The following is a 23,381-nucleotide window of genomic DNA, read 5'->3' as shown; positions in this document are numbered from 1 at the left end:
CAGGAACAGGCTTGGGAACTGCAGACCATCGAGTCGTTCCACACGCACGGAACCCCGGCAGCAGAGGAACTGGCCTCCCTCGGCGAAGGAGACAGCAATCAAGTCTGATGAAGTCTTCGACGACGATGCGCAGGACATGGGCCGGGTCGTCAGGAAACTCGGGCAGGTCCGTCGGCTGGTCGTCCATGTCGCGGCCAAGTCCTGGGCCGACTCGATCTTCATGCGCTCGGCCGCTGCCGCATTCTGGCAGATGCTGTCCTTGGCGCCACTCCTGCTCGTCCTGCTCGGCAGCCTCGGTTATGTCGGCCACTGGTTCGGCCCGGACACCGTCGCGGTTGTGGAATCCAAGATCATCACCTTCTCCCGAAAGCTGATCAGCCCGAGCGTAGGCGACGACCTGGTGGCGCCGACGGTCGCCGACGTTCTTCAACCGGGCCACGGCGGCGTGCTCTCGATCGGCTTCGCACTGTCCTTGTGGGCCGGTTCGTCAGCCATAGCCGCGTTCGTGGACGCCATCACCGCGGCACACGGGCAAGCATCTGCCCGTCACCCGGTCTGGCAGCGCATCTTCGCCCTGCTCCTCTGCATCGGCTTCCTCATCGCCGCTGTGCTGATTCTGCCTGTGGTGGCCCTTGGCCCCTCGCTCGCGGGCCGCGTGCTGCCGGTGGAGTGGCGCGAACCCGGCCTGCGTCTCATCGACATCTTCTACTATCCCGGGACAGGCTTGCTGCTGATCGTCGCGCTCACCACCCTGTACAAGCTGGCTCTGCAGCACACGCTGCGATGGCGTCGCCTTTTCGGAGGCGCACTTGTCGCGGGCGTGTTCTTCATGGCTGCAAGCGAGGGCCTGCGCCGATATCTCAGCTGGACCGCACAGGCCGGCATCAGTTACGGCGCCCTGGCAACCGCCATCGCCTTCTTGCTCTTCAACTTCTTCCTCGGCTTCGCGGTCATCCTCGGGGCGGAGTTCAATGCGGGCGTCCAGGAGTTCTGGCCTTCTCCCGAGACTCGCTGGCCGCATCCGCTGACATGGTGGAGAACGCGCCGTGAGCTCACGCCGATCCGCAACCTGCAGACGTGCCTTCGCCGAGCGCGGGGACGGTGAACGGTATGGACGTAGCTCCGCCGAGTCCAACGAGGCGCGCCGTGCTGCTGTGGTCACGACGACCTCGGCCACGGCGTGGCGCGCCTGATCCGATCCTCCGCCCGGGGGCGCGTCTGGAGGCGGTCGCGCGACGCGAACGGCTCGGTCAGCAACGCTGTCGCGTCGCGTCCACGCGCCGTCATGGACGCACAAGTGGCTGACCTGACGCGGGAGTTCGATGGCAGTCCGCAAGCAGTCCTTGAGGGCCGTGGGAAACGCGACAGGGATCAGCCTGACCGTGTTCTCGTTTCTGGCACTCCGGGGGGCCAAGACCTCTGATCCATCACTCCGGGCCCAGCTGCACCCCTCTGTGACGGGCGACGCGAGGCGACAAGCGTCAAGTACGTAGACATATATCAACCAGGTTGATAATAATGGTGTGCGACCCTCGCCGCGCACCGTCGCACCACGGTGGTACGTCGTGGGTGGGGTCAGGCGGGGTCCTTGAGGCGCGAGCTCGGCGCTGAATCGCAGGTCTGCCACATCGGAGCGTCGTCCCGGCGTCACGCGGATGCTGCCGCGGCGCCTCCCATATTCAGAGACGAGGAGGTCTCCATGAGAGTCGTCGAAGACGTGATGACCATCAGATCTGATCGGCCACTGCGCAGCATCGATCGCGACGAGGATCTGCTTCTTGCGTCTCCTTACCCGAGCAAGCTACCGATCAAGCTGTGGAATGATCACGAGCTCCTGCCCATCGTTCACTTCCCGCAGAAGTACGTCGAGCAGAGGTTCGCGCCCCCGCGCGGGGTGTACGAGAACGACCAACTCCGGGTCGAGTGGCAGGTCATGAACGGTCGTCAGCCGTTCTACCACCGCAACTGCGATGTCGATGAGCTCTCGTACCAGATCGATGGTGAACGGACGCTGATGACCGAGCTCGGGGTCATCGAGCACCGGCCGGGCGAGTTCTCCCGGATCCCGTGCGGGGTCGGCCACGACAACTACGGTCGTAAGGAGAGCCACCTGGTCTTCTACCTGCCCGCGCCGGTCGCCGAGCTGGTCGAGCCGATTCGGACGTCGCAGCCGGTGATGCCGCCGTTCCCCGGCTGGGAGCCGGGTGAGGTCAACGAGGCCGTCACCCAGTGCATGGGGACGGTCGGCCACGACATCGCGGTGTTCCCCGCGGACGAGACGTTGCTCCTCGAGCGCGTGCACGCCGAGCCCGAGCGGATGCGGGTGCACTCGATCGGTGATGCTGTCGGCGCCACGTGGATCTACGCCACACCGACGATTCGACTCGGATACGTCAACACGACGGCCCGTGACGGGAGTCGGCGCTACCGGCGGACGCTCGACGCCGACGAGATCCAGTACCAGGTCTCTGGAATGCGCACCCTCGCGACCCAGCGGGGCATCGTTGAGCTGCATCCGGGCGACTTCGTGCGGATTCCGCTCGGCCTGGCCCACGCCGGCATCCCGCGCGACCGGTCGACCCACGTCTCGCTCTTGTCGCACCTCGAACTTCCGCAGGTCATCGATACCACGCGCACTGCGGATCCCTACTCGCCTGAGCGGCTGGGCGCAGCCGTCGAAAGGAGCCAGGCATGAGCACCATGCTGGCAACGCGGGCCCACGACGCGGAGAGTGCCCTTGTCCTTGAGGAGGTCCCGGTTCCCGAACCGGCTTCCGGTGAAGTGATCGTCAAAGTCGAGTCCGCCGGCCTTGCCCCCGGGATGATGTCGCTGCTCAAGATGGGGGCCTTCAAGCAGCTGCCAACGATCCTCGGGCACGAGATGGCAGGCACTGTTTCGGAGGTCGGACCCGACGTACCGGGCTTCACTGGAGGCGAGCGCGTCCGGGTCCACCCCCAGCTCAGCTGCGGTCACTGTGTCTACTGCCGATCCGACCGCGAGAACATGTGTGCTCAGTACGCGATGATCGGCCACGCGGCGTTCAGCGACGGTCCGTTGCCGCTGTACGAGCGCTACCACGACGGAGGGTTGGCCGAGTACGTTCGCGTCCCGTTCTGGCTGCTCGACAGGTTGCCCAACAACGTCAGCTTTGACGTCGGCGCGAAGGTCCACGACCTGGGTAACGCCGTCCGGATACTGAAGGAGTGCCACCTGCCACAGGCTGCGACCGTGGTCATCACCGCGGCGACCGGCACGATGGGCACCGCGAGCGTCAAGTTCGCCAAGCAGTTCGGCATTGGCCGGCTGATCTTGGTGGGCCGCAGCGGCGAGCGACTCAAGGACGTCGAGAAGCTGGCGGAGGCCGACGGCATCCCCGTCGACTCCATTGCGACCGAGAATCTATCCGAGGGCTGGGAGGCCAACAGCGGCCTCACCGGGGCGATCCGGCGTCTAGTTCCGCAGGGCGTCGACGCTGTCCTCGACTATGTGCCATCCAGCCCGATCACTGCTCACGCCATGGCGTCCATGGCCACAGGCGGCGTTCTGGCGCACATGGGCGGCAACACCGTCCCGGTGCCCATCCCGCCGATCGCGATCATGGGTAACTGCTGGCGATTCGTCGGCACCAGGGGCGACACGCGCAACGACGTGGTGGACGTGCTGAAGCTCCTCGAGATCGGTGCCGTCACTGCAGACGACCTGATCACGCACCACTTCCCGCTCGCCGAGACCGTCACGGCGATCCAGGACATGCAGCAGCGCAGGAAGCCCATGTGGATGACGATCGTCCACCCGTAGTGGACCGCCGGCAAGGAATCTCACAATGAAGCTGACGCACTACGGGCACGCGTGCGTACTGGTGGAACTCTCGGGCGATAACGGCATCATTCGCATTCTGTTCGACCCCGGTGGCTATTCGCGGGACTTCGAGCACGTGGTCGACCTCGATGCAGTCTTCCTCACTCACGCGCATGCGGACCACGTTGACGGCGAGCGCCTCGGCAAGCTACTGGCCGACAACCCTGCGGCCGAGCTCGTGCTCAACGCTCACACGCAGGCAGCCCTCGCGGGACTTGGGGACATCGCACCAAGCCGGATGCGAATCGTTGGTCCCGGGAGCACGTTCGTCCTTCGAGGGGTCAGGGGCGAGGTCGTCGGCGGTGACCACGCGTGTATCCACGCCGCACTCCCGATCGTGCCGAACAACGGGTACATCATCGACGGCAGCCTGCTGCACCCTGGTGACGCCTTGGACGCTCCGACCGGATCGGTCGACGTCTTGCTGCTTCCCATCGGTGGGCCGTGGATGAAGATCGGCGAGGCGATCGACTACCTGCGGACGGTGGCGCCCCGGCTCGCCGTGCCCATCCACCAAGCCGGCCTCGCCCCGGCCCACCAGAAGATGCATTGCGGACTGCTCCGCGACCTGGCGCCGGAGGGGACCGAGATCGCGGTCCTCGAGCACGGGGTCTCTCAGGACGTCGGGACGTCGCAGTGAGCAGCTCCGCAGCCTGGTGGCCTCCCGGGAGGAGAGCATGACCGTGGCGTGCATCTGTGCCAGAGGGCGCGAAGGCTTCATGCAGCCCGATCTTGTCAAACCGAGGGGCAGATGGGTCTCGGAGCGCTGGTACGACGAAGATCACCACAATTAGCGGTTCGCCGGTCGACCAGCGTCGATCGCCACAGAATGAGGAAGACCGCCGATGATCACACTGCACGACTTCGACGCTCGGGCGCCGTTCATGGCTCAGTTGAATGAGTCCAGAGACGAGCCCGTCACGATTGTGAACACCTTCGTCACGCCTCCCGGCCTGGAGGACGACGTCATCGAGGTATGGCGCCTGGACTCAGAGGTCATGAAGACGAAGGCGGGGAACATCTCCCAGCAGCTGTACCGCGGAGCGGCCGGCCGCGTCGTCACCAACGTCGCTGACTGGGAGTCGGCGAAGGACCTGCAGAACGCCTTCATGAGTCCCGAGTTCCAGACCCTACTCCCGACCTACCCGGACGGATCGGCGGCGTACCCGCACCTGGTGCGGCCGGTGGAAGTGCCCGGTGTCTGCCTGGGCGCACCGTGGGACGGGGAGCCCGCCCCGGCGGCGGGGGAACCGGCTGCCGGCGCATCTGCGATCGAGTACGTCGACTTGTGTCCTGACGTTCCGCTCGCCGAACAGTTCCAGGCCACCAATGGCGCCTTCACGCTGCTGGACATCTTCGTCGTTCCGGACGGCGCGGTCGACCAAGCCATCCACGCGTACCAAAAGACCGGTGCATACATGAAGGGCCGCAGCGGGTTCATCCAGGCCCAGCTCTACCGGGGCATCGGGACCAGCAACGTTCTCGTCAACCTGGCGGTCTGGGAAACCGTGCGTGCCCTGCAGGACACCTTCTTCGACCGAGACTTCCTGGCCGTTCTTGCCCACTACCCACCCGGAATACGTTGCTTCCGACAAGTGCTCCGCCGCGTCGCCGTACCCAACGTCTGTGTCGACTAGGCACCTCGTGTCATGCCTGTTGCGGGCGTGACATGTGAAGACAACTCCACCCCAGTACAAGGAGCGATCATGTCCAAACCTGAACCGACCGTGGCGGAAATCGAGACCGAGATCATTGAGCTGCTGCGCACCGAGGAGCTCTCAAGCCTGGCCACGATCGACGCCGACGGGTTTCCGTCCTCGGCGAGGATGCACCTCGCCGGCGACGGGCTGATCGTGTACATGCACACCTTCAAGAACACGCGCAAGCACGTCCACATCCAGCGCAATCCCAATGTCAGCTACGACATCGCCTACCTGCCGCCCGACGGCTTCTACGGTCGGTTCACGACCCGGTCGCTGCAGGTGCAGGGGATCGCCACAGTCGTCACTGACATCGACGAGATCCGTCACGCCTCGAAGATCAGCCTGGACCAGTTCCCCTGGGCGTCAGACACCTCCCTGTTCAACAACATCAAGCCGCCGGACAAGGGAATGCAGGTCTTCTACCGCATCCAGCCGGTGCGCGGGATGTGGGCCGATGCCCGAGTCAGCCTGGCCTACCGAGCGCTGCTCGAGTTCAGCGAGGACGGGAAGTCGATCGCCCAGGTGTCCGGCTACAAGATGGCGGCTGCGCCTCCGGCGTGAGCCGCTGGCAGCAGGACGGAGACCCGAGGGCGGGGCACAGCGATGCTCGCCGACTACGCTGCGTACAGTTGGCCGCCAGCCACCGAGTGGGCGCTGTCGCACGACGGGACTCGCTCGCGAGAGGATGGGCGCCAGAGCCGTTACCTTCGAGGCGCGGGGAGGTAGAGCCAATGGCGGCTCGCCTGGAGCAGTATGCCGACCGGCGTCCATGGCTGACAGACGGGGCCATCGTGCTCGCGCTGTTGGGCGGCGCGATCCTCGGAGCCAATCTCGCCACTCCGGACGGCGACAGGCCAAAGAACGTCTGGGTCGCCGAGGTGTTGGCTGTGGTGGCGTGCCTGGCGCTGTTCAGGGCGCGTCAGCACCCACGTATCACCGTTGTGGTGACGACCGCATGTGTCGTCACCACTGGTGGGATGGGCTACCTCATGACCCCCCTGTTGCTTGCCCCGCTGATGGTCGCCCTCTACTGGCTGGCTGCCAGGACAAGCAGCGCGACGGCCTGGACGTATGGAGGTGCTGCCACGGCGCTGGTAGTGGCAGTCGCGATCGGGTTCCATATCGATGGATCGGTGCTCCTGCGCACCGTGGGACCAGCACTTTGGCTGTTGCTCCCCTTGGCTCTGGGGAGCCGATCCCAACTTCACCACGCTTACCTGGACGCCGTCCGCGCGCGGGCTGAGTACGCCGAGCGCACGCGCGAAGAGGAAGCACGACTCCGAGTGGCCGGGGAGCGAATGCGCATCGCCCGCGAGCTGCACGACGTCGTCGCGCACCACATGGCAGTGGCCAACGCACAGGCGGGCACGGCAGCCCACATGCTCGACATCAGCACGGAGACTTCCAGGAAGCTCCTGGCCGACCTACAAGGCACCACCTCGAACGGCATGCTCGAACTGCGTGCGACCATCGGTGTCCTACGTCACGCCGACGGCGCAGACGCCGACACGTTGGAACCGACCCCAGGGCTGGCCCAACTCCCGGCCCTCTTGGAAGCCTGCCGCTCTGCTGGGCTCACCGTCGATCTGCAAACTGCGGGAGCGGCTCGAGAACTGCAGCCCGGAGTCGACCTCACCGCCTTCCGCATCATCCAAGAGGCGCTCACGAACGCGACCAAGCACTCCGCGACACCGAAAGCATCTCTGCAGCTCGCCTACGACGCTTCCCGCTTGACGATCCGCGTCTCGAACGAGACCAGCGACGCCTCCTCTCGCCGGGAGGACCACGGCGGCTACGGCATTATCGGAATGCGGGAGCGTGCTAAAGCTGTGGGGGGCCACTTGGAGATCAACGGCAGCAGCACCGGTTTCGAGGTTCTCACCAGTCTTCCTCTACACATCGGACCGCCTGCACTTCCGTACATCGCAACCGAACCGGGCCGGTGACGCCAACATGACGACGAGAATCCTCCTCGCTGACGACCAAGCCCTGTTGCGAGGGACCTTCAAGATATTGATCGACTCCTGCGACGACCTTGAGGTCGTCGCCGAGGCCGAGGACGGAGCCGAGGCGATCCGCCTGGCTCGCGCCCACCAACCCGATGTCGTCGTGATGGACGTGCGGATGCCGGGCATGGATGGGTTGGCGGCCACCAAGGCCATCTGTGCCGACCCGGCCTTGACCAACACCCGCGTGCTCATCCTCACGACCTTCGAGAACGATGAGCATGTCGCCCGTGCACTCCGCGCAGGCGCCAGTGGCTTCTTGGGAAAATACGTCACGACCGACGCGCTGCTCGAAGGCATACGGATCGTCGCCGCGGGCGAGAGCATGCTGTCCCCGGGGGCGACCAAAGCCCTCATTGCGCAGTTCGTCGCCATCCCGTCGCCGGGCCGGCCGGCCGCGACGATCACAACCCCCGGCCTCGCAGATCTGACGAATCGTGAGGTAGAGGTGATGAAGTTGGCCGCCGACGGCAAGTCGAACGACGAGATCGCGGCTGAGCTGCACCTGAGCGTCCTCACCGTGCGAACCCACGTGCAACGTGCGATGGCCAAACTCGGCGCCCGCGATCGCGCCCAGTTCGTCGTCATCGCGTACAAGAACGGATTGATGTCCCCTCTACCGGCACGGTCGGCCCGGCGGGATGGTGTTCGTGAACCCGTTGATCTCCACGGCGAAGACTAGCGTCGAGGGTGGCCATGGCAAGACCCCTTGGTCCTGTCCTTGTACGGGCCTGACGGAGCTGAAGCGAAGTTGGCCGAGAGAGCATCTTGTGTTCGTCGCCGAACGATGCTCTGCCCTCAGGCTGTTCGCACGCTGGGCGGCAGATGGTCCCAAGGGTTAACATGCACCACGTGCCATCGGCCGTCCCTCCATTCGATGGCCGTGATGCCGCAGTTGTCGAGCATGGCGCTGAAGGCGTCACTCCCCTCGGACAAGGCGACGCTCGACCGGTGGATCACCGCACCGACGGGTCTGACCGCCGTCACCAACGGTCGGCTGGTGTCTACCGCCCGCCTCGGCGGAACCACGGGCGCCCACTGGCACGAGGCCTGACCCAGGCGACCTACCTGCCCACCGCGACCATAGTGCACTTCGACGTCCGTACAGGGCGCACGCCCGGCGGCATCCCTGTCTACATGGCCAACGACCCGTTCCTGTCAGATACCAACGGCGAAGACGTCTACGGCCTCACCGACGCCGCTACGGACTACTGGTCCTCACTCTTCGGCCCGTACCCGGGTGTTCGAGGGGACGAGGGCCATCGTCGACAACGTGCCGCAGGCCGGCTTCTCGCTGGAACTGCAGACGAAGCCCGCGGACTCGTCCGAGCCCTACGACACGACTGTCGTGCACGAGCTGGCCCATCAGCGGTTCGGCGGCGCGGTCACACAGTGGAAGGAACATCTGGCTCAACGAGGGCTTCGCGACCTACGCGACCTGGCTGCTCTGGGCTGAGCATCAGGGCACCGCCTCCGCACACGACTCTCCTGGCCGACTACGACTCCCGCCCCGCCGACTCCGCCTTCTGGGCTGGCGAAGGTCACCGACCCGCAGCGCGACACCCTCTTCAGTTCGCCCGTCTACCACCGCGGTGCGATGACGCTTCAGGTCCTGCGCGAACGGATCGGGACGACGCCTTCGTCGCTCTTTGCGCACCCAGTATCTGACACACCGTTACGGCAACGCGGACACCGCCGAGTTCGTCTCCGCCGAGAAGATCTCCGGACAGCAGCTGGGCGACCTGTTCAGCACCTGGCTGGACACGGCAGGACGCTCACAACTGAGCTGACCAGCAAGTATGTTGGAAGCCTTACGACTCGGTTGGCGATTGCTGATAGGTGCTGGGTCGTGACATGAGTGCGGCCGACAGGGGGCCGTCGGCCTCGATGTCAGCCCGTCGGGAGCCCGCTCTATCGTCGTCGCATGGTCTTAAAGATCGATGTGCCGATGGCCCTTGTCCGCGGCGCCGTGGAGGAGGGTTACGGTGCCGTCGCGGACGCGTTCCGGCGCAACTTCGCCGATGGCAAGGAGGTCGGTGCCGCGTGTGCCGTCTACCGGGACGGGGTCAAGGTCGTTGACCTCTGGGGTGGTTACCGCAATGGCCTGACACGAGAGCCGTGGCACGAGGACACGCTGGTGCCGGTGTTCTCCACCACCAAGGGGATCGCGTCACTGGCGGTCGCAGTCGCCCACGCCCGCGGACTGCTGAGCTACGACGAACGGTTGCCGCCTACTGGCCCGAGTTCGCCGAGGCCGGCAAGAGTGACGTCACCGTGCGCCAACTGCTGTCGCACCAAGCCGGGTTGCCAGTCATCGACCGGCCGCTGAAGCTGGCGGACCTGGCGGATCCGCACGTGTTGTCCGCGGCACTGGCCGAGCAGCGCCCGGCGTGGACACCGGGGACGCGGCACGGCTACCACGGCCAGTCGCTGGGCTACTACGAGAGCGAACTGATCCGCCGGGTGGACCCCCGAGGCCGCAGCCTGGGCCGTTATTTCGCCGAGGAGATCGCCGCCCCGCTCGACGCCAAGTTCCACATCGGCTTGCCCTCGACGGTGGATCCGGAGCTGATCGCGCACATCCACGGCTTCGCCGGTGTCGAGATGCTCCTGCACATGGGCGAGATGCCGTTGCCGTTCGTGCTGGCGTTCAGCAACCCGCGCAGCCTCTCCGCCCGGGCGTTCAGCAATCCCCGGGAGCTGGGCAAGGTCGAGGCCTTCAACCGCCCGGACGTGCGCGCCCTGGAGATACCCGCCGTCAACGGCATCGGCGAGGTGCGTGCGATCGCCAAGCTGTACGGCGATGCCGCGACCGGAGGCAAGGCCCTCGGCCTGGACCCGGCCACCGTGGAGGCCCTCACCCGAGCCGCCCGGCCTCCTTCCGAAGGGCCGCGGGACCAGGTGCTGCGCGTCGACACCCAGTACTCCCTCGGTTACATGAAGCCCTTTCCCCGATTCCGCTTCGGCTCCTCCGCGGGCACGGCGTTCGGCACGATGGGGCTGGGCGGATCGTTCGCCTTCGCCGACCCGGACACCGGTGTCGGATTCGCCTACGCCATGAACCGGTGCGGCTTCCACTTGTGGGACGACCCGCGTGAGGTGGCGCTCCGCGACGCGCTGTTCTCCACCGTCCTGGGCGAGGCGCCGCAGCGTCCGGACACACGCCGGCGGTAATCCGCTCGGTCGGCCAGAGCTGATCGCAGCCCGGCCGTTACATGAGGACGGCCGCGCGGGTTCTTCGAGTTTGACCAAGATGTAGGCCCGCGCAACCTTGTCCCAACCTGCCTTCACCGGCGTCTCCCGCCAACATCTCGACGATTTGGTCGACGAGTTGGCCGAGCCGTGGTCCGCTTTGCAGGGAGCGGAGCTGCGCCAGCGGCGTGGTCACAAGCGTGTGAGAGCGGCGGGGGCCGGCGCGAAGTAGGAGCTGCTCTTCACGGACCGCGTCGTGCTCACAGTGGTCTACCTGTGCACGAATCTGCCGCATGCTGCGCTGGGCGAGTTGTACGGCGTCGGCCGCTCGACCGCCAGCGAGGCGGTTGGCCAGGTCAGGCTCCTGCTCGCCAGGGGCGGTTTCGCACTCCCGACCGGCCGGGACTGCGACTGGGTACCCTGGCGGATGTGTTCGCCTACGCCGCCGAGAGCGTCGAGCCGTGGATCGACGGTGTGGAGATCAGGTGCACCGGCCGAAGGCGCACCGGCCCGGTCGCCGCGCGTTCGTCTCGGGCAAGAAGAAGCAGAACACCATCAAGACCACCACCATCAGCGACGGCCAGGGCCGCACGCTGTGGAACGGCGTCGACCGGCCAGGGCGCATGCACGACCAGACCGCCATGCGCACTGAAGGCATCACCGAGCAGGTATGCGTCACTCTCGATCGAGAGCCGCGCGGAAAACATCGACCGCCGGAGTCGCTGGGCGGCCTATGAGTCCGGCGAGGTCGTCGCTGTCGACGAGCAGAGCGTCCTCGGCGATGCGCAGGTCGGCGTCGGTCAGCACCTGCGCGAATCCGGTCGGCACGCCGGCCCGCTCCAGGGCGGCGGTGAAGTCCTCCGGTGGAAGGTCTTGGTACCGCACCGGCTTGCCGGCTGCGTCAGACATGGCTGCTGCCAAGCCTGCATACGTGACGGCATCGCCCCCGAGCTCGTAGATGTGGCCGGCGTGGCCCTCTGTCGTGAGTACGGTGGCGGCCGCCTCTGCGAGGTCGGCGCGGGCGGCGCCGGAGACGCGACCGTCGCGGGCGGCACCGTACATGACACCGGTCTCCACGGCACGCGCCAGGTTAGGTATGTAGTTCTCCCAGTACCAGCCGTTGCGCAAGAACGTGTGCGGCACGTCGGCATCGACGAGCGCCGCCTCGGTTGCCTTGTGGTCCTGCGCCATGACCATCTGGTTGCGATGCGCATTCGGGATGCTGGTGTAGGCGAGAAGCCCTACATGCGCCCGCTCGGCGGCGCGAATCACGTTGACGTGCTGACCAACCCGGACGCCGAAGTCGCTGCCCGAGACAAGCAGGAGTCTCTGGACGCCCGCGAGTGCCTTGTCGAGCAGTCTGGGGTCGTCGTACGTCGCTTGTCGGACATCCACGCCGCGTTCGGCCAGCTTGGCGGCACTGGCACGGTTTCGAACGATGGCCACTACCGGCGTATCCGTGAGCAGAAGCGCCTCGACGACGAGGCGTCCCAGCTGTCCGCTGGCACCGGTTACCGCGACAGTCATTACTTCCTCCATGGTGAACCGCGCTGACGTGCAGGGGCGCAGGGGGAGGGTCTGGCTCGCGCACCAACCTGCGATCAGGGCCCCGCAAGACGGTGGCGCCACTGTTGGAAGTGTTTCGGAGTCGGGCCTATAAATCAACCAACTTGACATGTGTGGGTGAAGCCCTTGACATGCGACCACCGCCGTCGAGACCATCAACAAGGTTGATATAGGGGCGAGTGGATGGGAGTGGCCATGATCGACCAGCAGCAGTTCCGCGACGTGATGTCCGGTGTGTGCACTCCGGTCACGATCGTCACCTCCGCTGTCGACGATGTCCCCTTCGGGACGACGGTGAGTTCATTCGCCTCCCTGTCGCTGGATCCGCCGCTGGTCAGCCTTGCCCTGGCCCGTCGCTCGTCGCTCCTCGCTGCGATCCAGACCGTCGGGCGCTTTGCGGTCAACATCCTCGGGCAGACGCAGGACGACCTCGCGGTGGTCTTCGCACGCCGGGGCGTCGACCGATTCGGCGCGACTGACTGGTACTTCGAGTGCGGACTCCCGCGACTGACCGACGCTCCCAGCTGGATGGAGTGCGGCCTGCACCAGACGGTGGAGGCCGGTGACCACTTGCTGCTGCTCGGCCTGGTGCGCTCGGCCAGGAGTCGTGGCACCGTCGGCCCGCTCGTCTACGCGAACCGCACCTTCGGCACCCACTCACGCTTCTGCGAGCGGTCACGCCCGGACATCGTCGACCTCATCGCCGCGTGCGCCCGCTGACATCACCGACCAGCCCATCAGATCGACCGCGGGCCTCGCATCCCGACTCGACGGCGTCAAAGGAGACACCTTCATGACCACTGTGACCGACCGTTCCTTCGGCACGGGTGGCGTCCCGACCACAGCCGAGCTGCTCGCGCGCATCGCCGAGATCCAGCCGCTGATACGCAAGAACGCCGCTCAAGGTGAGCAGGATCGCCGGGTCGTCGAGGAGAGTATCCAGGCTTGTCGCGACGCCGGCCTGTTCAAGGTTGCGCAGCCCAAACGGTATGGCGGCTACGAGACGTCGATGCGCACGATGCTCGACGTTTCGGCCGGCGTTGGGGAGGCTGACGGCGGCACCGCCTGGGTGGTCGCCCTGCTCAACGTGTGCGCATGGATGACGGGGCTCTTCCCGCAACAGGCCCAGGACGACGTGTGGGCCGATGATCCCGACGCTCTGGTCTCGGGCGTGCTCACCCCATCCTCCGAGTCCCGCAGGGTGGAGGGCGGCTACCAGGTCACCGGACGTTGGTTCTGGAACTCCGGTTCGTACCACGCCTCGTGGGCCGTGCTCGGCATCCCGGTCACTGACGACCGGGGTGAGGTCGTCGACCAGGGGCTGGTCCTGGTCCCGCGCAGCGACCTCGCATTCGAGGAGACCTGGTTCGTCGCCGGGATGAAGTCCACTGGCAGCAACTGCCTGACCGCCACGGACGTTTTCGTACCCGACCATCGCGTGATCTCGGTGCCGCAGGCGATCGAAGGCAACTACGGCACCGAGCGGACTGAGGAGGTGATGTTCCGGTCGCCGTTCGTGCCCTTCCTCGCGCTTGTGCTGACCGGCACGCAGCTCGGCCTGGGCCGCGCGGCGCTGGACATCGTCCGAGCGAATGCCGGGAAGAAGCCTGTTTCGTACACCTTCTACACCACGCAGGCGGACTCGGTCGCCTTCCAGCTCCAGCTGGCCGAAGCCGCCATGATGATCGACACCGCCCATCTCCACGCCTACCGGGCAGCTGACGACATCGACCGGGCGGCCGCGGCCGGCGAGTACCCGGACTACCTGGCCCGCGCCCGTGTCCGGGCCGACACCGGATGGATCGTCGACCACATCACGAAGGCGATCGACATCCTGCTCACCGCTCACGGCGCGGGGAGCTTTGCCGAGGCCAACCCGCTCCAGCGGATCTGGCGCGACTCCGCGGTCGCCGCCCGCCACGCCGTGGCCACCCCCGCCATCGGCTACGAGGTCTACGGCAAAGCCCTGCTCGACCGCGACGACCACATCACCCCGCTGGTCTGAGACACCACTCCCCACTCGACCTGGAGTCGTCCGCATGCGCGTTGCCAACCTGAAGGGCCGTCTCGTCGTCGTCACCGGTGATCCCGGGCACGAGATTGCCCAAGACGTCGAAAAGGCCAGTGGAGGCCGGTTCGGCCCCGACCCGCAAGGCGTCTACCAGGACTGGGGTGCCTTTACCACCTGGGCGGCGACGGCCGGCTGGGAGATGGGCTCCCCGTTCTCGGCCGACGACCTGGGATCGCCAGTGCCCGCACCGAGGCAGGTCTTCGCGATCGGGCTCAACTACGGCGAGCACGCGGCGGAGGCCGGGTACGACGCGCCCACGACGACGCCGCCGGTGTTCACGAAGTTCCCCAGCTGCATCACAGGGCCCCGAGCAGCCATCGAGATACCGCAAGGGGGTCATGTCGACTGGGAAGTTGAGCTCGTAGTCGTCATCGGTCGCCATGCCCATCGTGTGTCTGCGGGGGATGCGTTCGACTGCATCGCGGGCTACTCGGTGGGGCAGGACATTTCCGAGCGGGTTCTGCAGATGGCGGCAACGCCGCCGCAGTTCAGCATGGGCAAGTCACTGCCCGGCTTCGGACCCGTCGGGCCGTGGCTGGTGACCTTGGACGAGCTCGCCGACCCGGACGACCTCGAGCTGGGCTGCGCGATCAACGGGGAGCCGGTGCAGCTCGGCCGTACCAGCAACCTGATCTTCTCCGTCCCGGCGCTGGTCGCCACTCTCTCGGCGAGCACTCCGCTGCTGCCCGGTGACGTCATATTCACCGGCACACCGTCCGGTGTCGGCATCGGTCGTGATCCGCAGCGCTGGCTGGCTGACGGTGACGTACTCACCAGCCACGTAGAAGGCATCGGCGAGCTGCGGAATCGCATGTTCGCTGCCACACCGAGCACCACCTGAGTCGCGCCTCTGAGAGGAGAGACCCCGATGGCTCTGCACCGCCTGACGTCCATCACCATGGGCGTCCCACATGTGGACGAGGTCGGCACGTACTACGAGGAGTTCGGCCTCATCCCCGCGGACGTCTCGGAGGGGGAACGGTGGTTCGCCACCCGGGACGGTGGCCGGCAGCTGCACATCGTCCATGCCCCGACTCGGCGACTGGTCGACGTGCACGTCGGTGTCGACGACGAGGACGACCTCGGACGCGCCAGCCGCAATCTGCAACGCATGGGGATCACGGTCGACCGGGGCCCTTGCTGGATCAGCGCTGTCGAGAGGGCTACAGGAACCCGCGCGTTCCTGGAGATCGCACCCCGTGTCGTGCAGGACAGCAACCCCGCCACTCCGTACAACGGGCCCGGACGCTACGAACGCACCGGAGACCGTGCGCCGGGCGTGCTGCGCACCGATCGGGTCATGCCCCGAAAGCTCGGCCATGCTGTCGTTGGCACAACCGACTACGCCTTTACTCAGGCGTTCTTCGTCGAGGGCCTCGGCTTCAAGATCAGCGACCACATCAAGGGTGCCGGCACCTTTATGCGCTGCTCGACCGACCACCACAACATCCTCGTGCTTTCCGCACCAGTGCCGTTCCTGCACCACACCTCATGGCAAGTCGACGACATCGACGACGTCGGCCGCGGTGCGCACGCCATGCTCGAGGACCATCCCGAACGGCATATCTGGGGACTCGGGCGCCACTACGGTGGCTCCAACTTCTTCTGGTACCTGAAGGATCCAGCGGGCAACTTCAGCGAGTACTACTCCGACATGGACTGCATCGTCGACGACCAACTGTGGACACCGGAGGACCTCGAGGGTGCCCAGGGCCTCTACTCGTGGGGACCGCCACCACCGCCGTCGTTCCTGCACCCGGACGACCTCGCAGCGCTGATGACCGGAGCCCACTCCGGCTGACAGCACAGTGCTGGAGGCAGGCGAGGAGAACCGGTCAGTCGCACGCAGCTGCTGATGGGCGACTCCGACCTATGGAGCCGTGGCCTCGAAGCCGTCGAGGCCAAACAGGGTGCGGCCTGTCGTGCCCTCAAAGGACAAACGGTCTTGCGTGTACTGCCACGGCAGTAGGCGACTGCCAGCAGCGGCACGACGACAGGAAGGGCCCTGCACAGGAACCCTGATGAGGTATTCGAGACTGGCCGACCGCTGTTCACGTGCCCGCGTGAGCTGCTCGACCTGCCTTCGTTCGGATTCCCGCACCAGGAGGCAGAACCTCATATGAGAACTCGTACACGGCTCGGAGTGGGGGCGGCCTTCGCGTGCGCCGCGCTGCTCACCGCGGTCGGAATCGGTTGGGGCGAGGGCGGTGCTGCCTCGTCGCTCTTCACACCCCCGAACGGGCCCTACGTGGCGCTGGGTGACTCTTACACGGCCGGCCCGAAGATCCCCGGCCAGACGGGGGAGCCCGCGGGCTGTGGCCGCTCCGATCGGAACTATCCGGCGTTGGTCGCGGACGGGCTCGGTCTGGAGGCGGACGAGTTCCGCGACGTGAGCTGCAGCGGGGCCACCATGGGCGACCTGTTCGCGCCGCAGTCCACGGGCAACGGGGTCAACTCGGCCCAGTTGTCCGCTGTTTCCACCTCGACCCGGCTGGTCACCCTCGGCATCGGTGGCAACGACATCGGATTCAGCTCGCTGATCACGATGTGCGTCACGGCCGACGTCCGGGACCAGGTGGAGAACTGGCTAGGGGATAGGAAGGCGAAGGAAGCGCCGTGCCGGGAGCGGTACGTCTCCGCCGGTACCGACGAGGTCGGAGTGAAGATCAAGGCAGCGGGCGAGCGGCTGTCCGGCGCGCTGAGCGACATCAAGCGCCGCGCGCCGAAGGCCCGGGTGTACGTCGTCGGATATCCCGCGATTCTGCCGGCCAAGGATGCTGCCTGCGGACCCGCGATGGGGCTGGTGCCGGGCGATGTGGGTTTCCTACGACAGAAGCAGCAGCAGCTCAACGCCATCCTGCGCGCCACCGCGCGCACCGCCGGAGCCGTGTACGTCGACACCTACACACCCTCCGTGGGCCGAGACGCCTGCTCGGACCCGGACACACGCTGGGTTGAGCCTCTGATCCCGTTGGCTCCGGCGGCGCCGGTGCACCCCAATGAGCTCGGCGAGCGCGGGATGGCGCACGCCGTGCTGCGCGCGGTCAGAGTGCCGAGCTGACGGGGGGCAGGTTCATGGAGATGGAGACGACGGCCCGGACTCGTACTGCGGTATCAGCCCGCGTGGCTCCTGCGACGGCGCCGCGAGCTCCCACGGGCGGCCCAAGGAGCCGCCCTCACAGCCTGAACGACACAACCACGGTGTTCGTCAAACCGGAGCAAGCTCACCCATCGCAACCCGATGACGAGCAACCTCGAGCGCTACACGTCGCGCCATCCGCATGTTGTAGACACAGCGATGCTGGCCCTGTTTGCATTTCACGGCGCGTCCGGGTCTCCGCCGTCGTCACCTGAACGCCGACCTCCATGACGGTCTAGAAGGCTTCGCCGACTACATGGCTTGCGCGGCGGCAGGGAACCAAGGTCTGTACCCCAACGGCGAGATGACATCACCAAGGCCCCGCAAGTCCCTGCCCTCACATTGAACTCGGACACGCCCCTTCCGTGCCCTACTTCACATGATCTGCGAGGAAGCAGTCATCAGGAGCTAGGGAAGCAGCACGGTGAAGCGGGCACCTTCGCCGGGCGCCGTCCTGAGTTCGACGCGGCCGCCGTGGGCCTCCAGGATTGCGGCGGTGATGGCCAGGCCAAGTCCGGTGCCGCCGCGGGTGCGGGAGCGGGCCTCGTCGACCCGGTAGAACCGATCGAAGATGTTCGGCGCGGCCTCCAAGGGCACGCCAGGCCCTTCGTCGACTACTTCCAGCACGACGCGGCCGCGCGACTCCGGACTTCCCGCCACGGCCACAGGAGGTTCTGACCGTTCGGCGGGCATGGCTACGCGGATGTGCACGGGCGTGCTGGGCGGGGTGTGGGCCATGGCGTTGCTGACGAGGTTCGTGATCACTTGGCGCATCCGGTGTTCGTCCACCGTGACCCGGATCGGTTTTTCGGCGCTTTCGAGGAACAGTGGCCGCTGCGGGTCGCGGACCTTTGCGTCGTGCACGGCGTCCTCGACGAGTGTGCGAAGGTCGAGTTCGGCCAGATCCAGGGCGCGTTCCTGGTCGAGGCGGGCCAGCAGCAGCATGTCGTTCACAAGGCGGCTCATCCGGATCGCCTCGCCCTCGATCCGGCCCATCAGCCGGTCCACATCGGCCCGGTCCGGCGCGCCGCCGCAGCGGTTCAGCTCGGCGAAGCCACGGATCGACGTCAGCGGGGTGCACAGTTCGTGCGAGGCGTCCGCCACGAACCTGCGTAGGCGCTCCTCGGACCGTTCCCGCTGGCGCAGCGCAGAGGAAAGCCTGCCCACCATGGTGTTCAGCGCGCCACCGAGCCGACCGACCTCGGTACGTGAATCAGACGCGACCCGCAGATCGAGGTGGCCGCCGGCGATGTCCTCCACGGTCTTCTCGATCTTGGTCAGGGGTTGCAGCCCCAGCAGTACCAGCAGGAACCCGACCCCGCCGAGGACGAGCAGCAGCGCGACTCCGACCCCGACCTCGATCCAGATCAACTGCGTCACGGTCGCCTCGGTGGTCGCCGTCGACTGCGCAGCTACGATGATCCGCGGCTCGTCGGACATCATCTGCTGGGTCACCATGACCCGCCAGTCGGCACCGCCCTGCTTGTCGTGGACCATGAACGGGCGCTCGTCGTACTGGTCGATGTTGGTCGAGTTGATCTCTGGCCATGCCGGCCCAACCGCGCCAGCCGGGGCGGACATCTGAGGCTTTCCGTTGGGGTGCAGCACTCGGATCGCGAAATCCGTGGGCAGACCGTCAGAGTTGCGCCCAGGATCCTCCGGCGACGGCGTCGACTGTTCCGGGCTGCCGTCCAATTGGCGCACGAGATCCCTGAGCTGGTCGTCCATCCGGGCGATCATCGACTGGCGGATCAGCACGACGCTCGTGACCGCGATGCTGCCCAGGCCGAGGGCGGCCAGCACGAGCAGCGCCATGATCAGGCGTGCCCGTAGTGTCCACGGTCTGCGCCAGCGGTTCCTGCTCATCGTTCTTCCCTGGGCAGCCGCAGTGAGTAGCCGATGCCCCGGATGGTGTGGATCAGCGGCGGTTCCACCGAGTCGATCTTGCGGCGCAGATAGCTGATGTACGACTCGACGATCCGGCCGTCCCCGCCGAATTCGTAGCTCCACACCCGGTCAAGTATCTGCGGTTTGCTGACCACCCGCTCGGCATTGACCATCAGGTACCGCAACAGGTTGAACTCGGTGGGCGACAGTCGGACCAGCCGACCGGCCCGGTGGACCTCGTGGGCGTCCTCGTCGAGCACGAGATCGGCGTACCGGAGGGTGCCGTCGTCCTGCGGGATGTCGGTACCGCTGCCCGTGCGCCGCAGGATCGCCCACAGCCGCAACACCACTTCCTCCAGGCTGAACGGCTTGGTCACATAGTCGTCGCCACCGGCTGTCAGGCCCGCGATCCGGTCTTCCACGGCGCCCCGTGCGGTCAGGAAGAGCACCGGCAGCCTGTCATGCAGCGTACGGAGGCTGTGGGCGAGGCTGAAGCCGTCGGTGTCGGGCAGCATCACGTCCAGAATGACGATGTCCGGCCGGACATGCCGGGCCGTGGCCAGCGCTTCGGCTCCGCAGTTCGCCGCGTGCACGGTGAACCCGCTGAGCCGGAGCGCTGCCGACAACAGCTCCAGGATGTTCGGTTCGTCGTCCACTACGAGGACGGTCGCCTCGCCACGTTGATGCTGGTCCACTTGACCAGCATCAACGACGAACCTGGGAACTTGCTGAGAACGCTGTGATTCACGCGTCCGTGCACTCGTGCAGCGTCCCGCTCTCGCCCGCTGTGAGTACGGGTTTGCAGTTCTGCTTGATCCACTTGGACCGCTCGATGACCGTCTTTTCGTCCGTCATCATCATCCCGCCGCCGGTGAGAACGAACCGCAGCCTGCCCTCACGCACCCAGGTGGACAACTGGTCCACCGAGGGCACCGGGTCCTTGCCGTCGAACCCGCCCATGCCGACCACGGTCTCGTTGGTGGCGACGATGTACACCCCCGCGGACTGGGAGCCGCCCTCGACCGCGAGCGTGATTTTGGCTCCGGACGCATGCGACTTGGCGTAGTCCAGGACCTTGCGTTGGTCCGCGGTGAGTTTTCCGCTGTCCCAGCCGACAGGCATCTCCTCCTCCGCCGGCCCTGCGGCCGGCAGGCTCGCGATGGCTGTGGTGGAGACCGCAGCGGCAGCCGACCATACGGCAGGTGCCAGCAGCACTGCGCCGAGCCCGAGCGCGAGCGCGAGCTTGGGGACTTTGCGCAGCACCAGGGCCAGGATCGCGGCCAGCGCGACGATCAGCACCGCGTACCGCAGCCAGCCGTGCCATGAGGTGTCCCGGGAGATGAGCACCCACGCCCATGCCGCGGTCACCGCGACGTCGGCGGGCAGCACGAACCGGCCCAGTCCCTCGCGCTCTTGGTACTGCTGGAACGCCCACATGGTGCCTGCGCCGACTAGTGCGCCGATCGCGGGTGCCATAAGGGTGGTGTAGTACGGGTGGAAGACGCCTTTCTGGTTGCTGAACACGAGGGCGTTCACCAGGAGCCAGCCGCCCCACAGCACCCAGCCTGCCCGGTGGGCGGGGTCCGCAGGGGCGGAGCGGCGCAGCCGCCGGAAGCCGAGCACCGCCGCGAACGCCAGCGCGATCAGCGCCAGCGGCAGCAGCCAGCTGATCTGCCCGCCGACCGCGTCGCCGAACATCCGGCCCGCACCGGGCGGGCCGCCGAACGAGGCGCCGCCTGCGCCGGGGCCGCCTCCGCCGCCGGTGGCCGCCGCCCCGCCGTTGCCGTTTCCTTCACCGCCGAACACGCGGCCGAGCCCGTTGTAGCCCAGGATCAGGTCCAGGGCCGTGCCATCGGTGCTGCCGCCGACGTAGGGCTTCTTGCCCGGCCACAGTCCGCATGCCGCGACCCACCACAGTGAACTCGCCAGCAGCACCACGGCCGCACCGGCCAGGTCGAGCACCTGACGGCGCCAGTGCGCCTTGCTGCCGGCCAGGTACGCGGCGAAGAAGGCAGGAACGACGATGTACGCGGCCGCCATCTTCGCCAGGAAGCCGCACCCGAGCAGGAACGCCGTGAACAGCAGCCACTTCGTCCTTGTGCGTGGTTCCAGCGCTTGCATCGCGCGGGTGAAGGTGTAAGCCGCTGCGACGAGCATGAGGACGAACATGGTGTCGGTGTTGTTCGTGCGGGTGATCGCCACAGTGATCGGCGTGAGCGCGTAGACCAGCGCGGCGATCAGCGCGGCCTTTTCCCCCGCCCACATCCGGACCGTCCGGTGCAGCAGGAAGATCGCCGCGACGCCTTCGACCACCTGCGGCAGCAGCACGGACCACTGGTGGAAGCCGAAGATCTTCACCGAGACCACCTGCGGCCACAACGACAACGGCGGTTTGTCGATCGTGACCGCACCGGCCGGGTCGAACGAACCGAACAGGAAGTTCGTGAAGTCCGACGACATCGACTTGACCGCGGCCGTGTAGTACGTGTTGCCCCAGTTGTCGGTCCACATCACCCAGCCGTACAGCACCGTCCCCAGGACAAGGATCGCGATGAGCGCGTACCGCGGCCAATGTGGGGGACGTTGCCGTGCCGGTTCAATGGGCACAGCCTGCTCTGCCTGTTGCGCTTGGCCGGTATCGGCGGCGGTCATTTGTTTCCCTTTTCTTGTTTGAAAACCCAGCCACGCAGCAGGACGAACCGACCGGCCGTGCCGAGCAGGGACGCGCCCAGCAGCACGAACAGCTCAAGGAGACGCGAGGGTTCGGCCACTGCCGAGTGCAGGACGAGCAGCGCGGTCGACGTGAACGCGTAATAGAGGCCGAAGACGATGAGTCCTTGCAGGTGCGCTCTGCCGGACGAGCCACGGGAGCCGAGGAACGTGAACCGCCGGTTGGCCTCGGTGTTGAATATCGTGGTGACCACGAGCGCCAGCAGATTGGCTGCCAACGGATGCATCGTCGGCCGCAAGAGCGCGTAGAGCACCAGAGTGACCGCTGTGGACAAGAGTCCGATCGCGCCGAACGACAGCAGTTGCCAGAGCAGACCCGGGTCCCGTCGCGACAACACCGCGTCCGGGTGGGCCGCTTGGGGTTCCGGACGCCGCGGCAGGTCAGCGACTCTTGCCGTGCCAGCGGCCTTCGCCCGCGCCACCCGGATCAGACCCCGGATGTCCTCGAGCGCGGTCGATCCGATCCTGACCCGGGTGTCGATGTCCTCGACCCAGTCGACCGGAACCTCGTGCACCCGCAGGCCATTGTGCTCGGCCAACAGCAGCAGTTCGGTGTCGAAGAACCAGTTGTCATCCTTGACGTGGCCGAGCAGCGGGCGGATCACCTCCGTGCGCGCCGCCTTGAAGCCGCACTGGGCGTCGGAGAACTTCGCGCCGTGGCTGAGCCGGATGAGCGCGTTGTATCCCCGGGAGATCAGCTCACGCTTCGGACCGCGTACGGTTCTCGAACTCGGGGACAGCCGCGAGCCGATTGAGACGTCCGAGTGGCCGTTGACCAGCGGAGCCACCAGGGGCAGCAGCGCGTCGAGGCCGGTCGACAGGTCGACGTCCATATAGGCCACCACGTCTGCGTCGCTCCATTGCCACGCGGTACGCAGGGCACGGCCACGGCCCTTCTCGTCGAGATGCAGCACACGGACCTGATCCGTCGCTTCGGTCAGCTCGTTGGCGGTCGCCAGAGTGGCGTCGGTGCTGGCGTTGTCGACGATGGTGATAGTCCACTCGAACGGCAACTGTTTGTCCAAGTAGGACTTCAGGACGTCCACGCAGCCACGCAGCGCTCGTTCCTCGTTGTACACCGGGATCACGACGTCGACCGTGGTGGTCTTGGTCGCGCCGGTCAGGTCCGGCGGTGTCGCCGGGGCAGGGGTGCCAGTCATGACAACAGGTGTGCCAGGCGTAACCGCAAGCAGCCTGGACGGAACCTGAAAGAAGCCTGGGAGTCTGCG

At 66.6% G+C, this 23,381-nt stretch carries 19 protein-coding genes and 3 pseudogenes; 17 read left to right on the top strand and 5 right to left on the bottom strand.

Annotated elements, in window-relative coordinates; genetic code table 11:
* Positions 1-136 precede the first annotated feature (136 nt).
* From OHT21_RS06020 to OHT21_RS05960, 12 genes and pseudogenes are all read left to right on the top strand, one after another.
* Positions 137-1,105 (top strand): YihY/virulence factor BrkB family protein, encoded by a 969-nt coding sequence (locus OHT21_RS06020; protein ID WP_328767200.1) that lies wholly within the window; start codon positions 137-139, stop codon positions 1,103-1,105.
* A 594-nt stretch (positions 1,106-1,699) separates the two neighbouring features.
* Positions 1,700-2,695: a hypothetical protein gene (locus OHT21_RS06015; RefSeq protein ID WP_328767199.1), complete on the top strand. Its 996-nt coding sequence runs from the start codon at positions 1,700-1,702 to the stop codon at positions 2,693-2,695.
* On the top strand, positions 2,692-3,798 hold the full coding sequence (locus OHT21_RS06010) for an alcohol dehydrogenase catalytic domain-containing protein (protein WP_328767197.1): 1,107 nt from the start codon (positions 2,692-2,694) through the stop codon (positions 3,796-3,798). The genes OHT21_RS06015 and OHT21_RS06010 overlap by 4 nt, the downstream gene beginning before the upstream one ends.
* Before the next feature lie 25 nt (positions 3,799-3,823).
* Positions 3,824-4,498 (top strand): MBL fold metallo-hydrolase, encoded by a 675-nt coding sequence (locus OHT21_RS06005; protein WP_328767196.1) that lies wholly within the window; start codon positions 3,824-3,826, stop codon positions 4,496-4,498.
* 205 nt (positions 4,499-4,703) lie between these two features.
* On the top strand, positions 4,704-5,495 hold the full coding sequence (locus OHT21_RS06000; RefSeq protein ID WP_328767194.1) for an antibiotic biosynthesis monooxygenase family protein: 792 nt from the start codon (positions 4,704-4,706) through the stop codon (positions 5,493-5,495).
* A 69-nt stretch (positions 5,496-5,564) separates the two neighbouring features.
* Positions 5,565-6,122 (top strand): pyridoxamine 5'-phosphate oxidase family protein, encoded by a 558-nt coding sequence (locus tag OHT21_RS05995; protein WP_328767193.1) that lies wholly within the window; start codon positions 5,565-5,567, stop codon positions 6,120-6,122.
* A 170-nt stretch (positions 6,123-6,292) separates the two neighbouring features.
* A complete protein-coding gene (locus OHT21_RS05990; protein ID WP_328767192.1) occupies positions 6,293-7,507 on the top strand; it encodes a sensor histidine kinase in 1,215 nt (404 codons plus the stop codon).
* A gap of 7 nt (positions 7,508-7,514) precedes the next feature.
* Entirely contained in the window at positions 7,515-8,249 is a 735-nt protein-coding gene (locus tag OHT21_RS05985; protein WP_328767191.1) for a response regulator transcription factor, read from the top strand.
* 243 nt (positions 8,250-8,492) lie between these two features.
* Positions 8,493-9,357, top strand: a pseudogene (locus OHT21_RS05980) (M1 family aminopeptidase); the annotation flags it as partial.
* Between the two features lie 134 nt (positions 9,358-9,491).
* Positions 9,492-10,741: pseudogene (locus OHT21_RS05970) on the top strand (serine hydrolase domain-containing protein).
* A gap of 274 nt (positions 10,742-11,015) precedes the next feature.
* Positions 11,016-11,069: pseudogene (locus tag OHT21_RS05965) on the top strand (hypothetical protein); the annotation flags it as partial.
* 175 nt (positions 11,070-11,244) lie between these two features.
* Positions 11,245-11,496 carry a transposase family protein gene (locus tag OHT21_RS05960; RefSeq protein WP_328767189.1) on the top strand — a complete coding sequence of 84 codons (252 nt, stop codon included), beginning with the start codon at positions 11,245-11,247 and terminating at the stop codon, positions 11,494-11,496.
* Here OHT21_RS05960 and OHT21_RS05955 read toward each other — a convergent pair.
* Entirely contained in the window at positions 11,435-12,286 is an 852-nt protein-coding gene (locus OHT21_RS05955; protein WP_328767188.1) for an SDR family oxidoreductase, read from the bottom strand. The genes OHT21_RS05960 and OHT21_RS05955 overlap by 62 nt on opposite strands.
* Before the next feature lie 234 nt (positions 12,287-12,520).
* Between OHT21_RS05955 and OHT21_RS05950 the strand changes: the two genes are divergently transcribed.
* The 5 genes from OHT21_RS05950 (at position 12,521) to OHT21_RS05930 (ending at position 17,457) form a co-directional block, all read left to right on the top strand.
* The gene (locus OHT21_RS05950) at positions 12,521-13,045 is read left to right on the top strand and encodes a flavin reductase family protein (protein ID WP_328767187.1); all 525 of its coding nucleotides are present in this window, start codon (positions 12,521-12,523) and stop codon (positions 13,043-13,045) included.
* Between the two features lie 73 nt (positions 13,046-13,118).
* Complete coding sequence (locus tag OHT21_RS05945) at positions 13,119-14,330, top strand: acyl-CoA dehydrogenase family protein (RefSeq protein ID WP_328767186.1); 1,212 nt, start codon at positions 13,119-13,121, stop codon at positions 14,328-14,330.
* Between the two features lie 34 nt (positions 14,331-14,364).
* Positions 14,365-15,237 carry a fumarylacetoacetate hydrolase family protein gene (locus OHT21_RS05940; protein ID WP_328767185.1) on the top strand — a complete coding sequence of 291 codons (873 nt, stop codon included), beginning with the start codon at positions 14,365-14,367 and terminating at the stop codon, positions 15,235-15,237.
* Between the two features lie 27 nt (positions 15,238-15,264).
* Complete coding sequence (locus OHT21_RS05935) at positions 15,265-16,197, top strand: VOC family protein (RefSeq protein WP_328767184.1); 933 nt, start codon at positions 15,265-15,267, stop codon at positions 16,195-16,197.
* Positions 16,198-16,515: 318 nt separating this feature from the next.
* Positions 16,516-17,457: an SGNH/GDSL hydrolase family protein gene (locus OHT21_RS05930; protein WP_328767183.1), complete on the top strand. Its 942-nt coding sequence runs from the start codon at positions 16,516-16,518 to the stop codon at positions 17,455-17,457.
* Positions 17,458-17,943: 486 nt separating this feature from the next.
* On the opposite strand, the gene OHT21_RS05925 is transcribed toward OHT21_RS05930, so the two are convergent.
* Genes OHT21_RS05925 through OHT21_RS05910 form a run of 4 tightly spaced genes read right to left on the bottom strand, consistent with a single transcriptional unit; the run spans position 17,944 to position 23,312 of the window.
* On the bottom strand, positions 17,944-19,401 hold the full coding sequence (locus OHT21_RS05925) for a HAMP domain-containing sensor histidine kinase (protein WP_328767182.1): 1,458 nt from the start codon (positions 19,399-19,401) through the stop codon (positions 17,944-17,946).
* A complete protein-coding gene (locus OHT21_RS05920) occupies positions 19,398-20,117 on the bottom strand; it encodes a response regulator transcription factor (RefSeq protein ID WP_328767180.1) in 720 nt (239 codons plus the stop codon). The genes OHT21_RS05925 and OHT21_RS05920 overlap by 4 nt, the downstream gene beginning before the upstream one ends.
* Positions 20,118-20,166: 49 nt before the next feature.
* Positions 20,167-22,074: an ArnT family glycosyltransferase gene (locus OHT21_RS05915; protein WP_328767179.1), complete on the bottom strand. Its 1,908-nt coding sequence runs from the start codon at positions 22,072-22,074 to the stop codon at positions 20,167-20,169.
* Positions 22,071-23,312 carry a bifunctional glycosyltransferase family 2/GtrA family protein gene (locus OHT21_RS05910; protein ID WP_328767177.1) on the bottom strand — a complete coding sequence of 414 codons (1,242 nt, stop codon included), beginning with the start codon at positions 23,310-23,312 and terminating at the stop codon, positions 22,071-22,073. Before OHT21_RS05910 ends, OHT21_RS05915 begins: the two co-directional genes overlap by 4 nt.
* Positions 23,313-23,381: the final 69 nt, after the last annotated feature.

Source organism: Streptomyces sp. NBC_00286 (genome assembly GCF_036173125.1).
Lineage (GTDB): Bacteria > Actinomycetota > Actinomycetes > Streptomycetales > Streptomycetaceae > Streptomyces.
The sequence above is the reverse complement of the archived record's forward strand: the minus strand, read 5'-3'. Positions and strand labels throughout refer to the sequence as shown.

Excerpts from the sequence above, each read along its gene's own strand:
- OHT21_RS06020 (WP_328767200.1), top strand. The coding sequence starts at position 137 with ATGGGCCGGGTCGTCAGGAAACTCGGGCAGGTCCGTCGGCTGGTCGTC.
- OHT21_RS06015 (WP_328767199.1), top strand. The coding sequence starts at position 1,700 with ATGAGAGTCGTCGAAGACGTGATGACCATCAGATCTGATCGGCCACTG.
- OHT21_RS06010 (WP_328767197.1), top strand. The coding sequence starts at position 2,692 with ATGAGCACCATGCTGGCAACGCGGGCCCACGACGCGGAGAGTGCCCTT.
- OHT21_RS06005 (WP_328767196.1), top strand. The coding sequence starts at position 3,824 with ATGAAGCTGACGCACTACGGGCACGCGTGCGTACTGGTGGAACTCTCG.
- OHT21_RS06000 (WP_328767194.1), top strand. The coding sequence starts at position 4,704 with ATGATCACACTGCACGACTTCGACGCTCGGGCGCCGTTCATGGCTCAG.
- OHT21_RS05995 (WP_328767193.1), top strand. The coding sequence starts at position 5,565 with ATGTCCAAACCTGAACCGACCGTGGCGGAAATCGAGACCGAGATCATT.
- OHT21_RS05990 (WP_328767192.1), top strand. The coding sequence starts at position 6,293 with ATGGCGGCTCGCCTGGAGCAGTATGCCGACCGGCGTCCATGGCTGACA.
- OHT21_RS05985 (WP_328767191.1), top strand. The coding sequence starts at position 7,515 with ATGACGACGAGAATCCTCCTCGCTGACGACCAAGCCCTGTTGCGAGGG.
- OHT21_RS05955 (WP_328767188.1), bottom strand. The coding sequence starts at position 12,286 with ATGACTGTCGCGGTAACCGGTGCCAGCGGACAGCTGGGACGCCTCGTC.
- OHT21_RS05950 (WP_328767187.1), top strand. The coding sequence starts at position 12,521 with ATGATCGACCAGCAGCAGTTCCGCGACGTGATGTCCGGTGTGTGCACT.
- OHT21_RS05945 (WP_328767186.1), top strand. The coding sequence starts at position 13,119 with ATGACCACTGTGACCGACCGTTCCTTCGGCACGGGTGGCGTCCCGACC.
- OHT21_RS05940 (WP_328767185.1), top strand. The coding sequence starts at position 14,365 with ATGCGCGTTGCCAACCTGAAGGGCCGTCTCGTCGTCGTCACCGGTGAT.
- OHT21_RS05935 (WP_328767184.1), top strand. The coding sequence starts at position 15,265 with ATGGCTCTGCACCGCCTGACGTCCATCACCATGGGCGTCCCACATGTG.
- OHT21_RS05930 (WP_328767183.1), top strand. The coding sequence starts at position 16,516 with ATGAGAACTCGTACACGGCTCGGAGTGGGGGCGGCCTTCGCGTGCGCC.
- OHT21_RS05925 (WP_328767182.1), bottom strand. The coding sequence starts at position 19,401 with ATGAGCAGGAACCGCTGGCGCAGACCGTGGACACTACGGGCACGCCTG.
- OHT21_RS05915 (WP_328767179.1), bottom strand. The coding sequence starts at position 22,074 with ATGACCGCCGCCGATACCGGCCAAGCGCAACAGGCAGAGCAGGCTGTG.
- OHT21_RS05910 (WP_328767177.1), bottom strand. The coding sequence starts at position 23,312 with ATGACTGGCACCCCTGCCCCGGCGACACCGCCGGACCTGACCGGCGCG.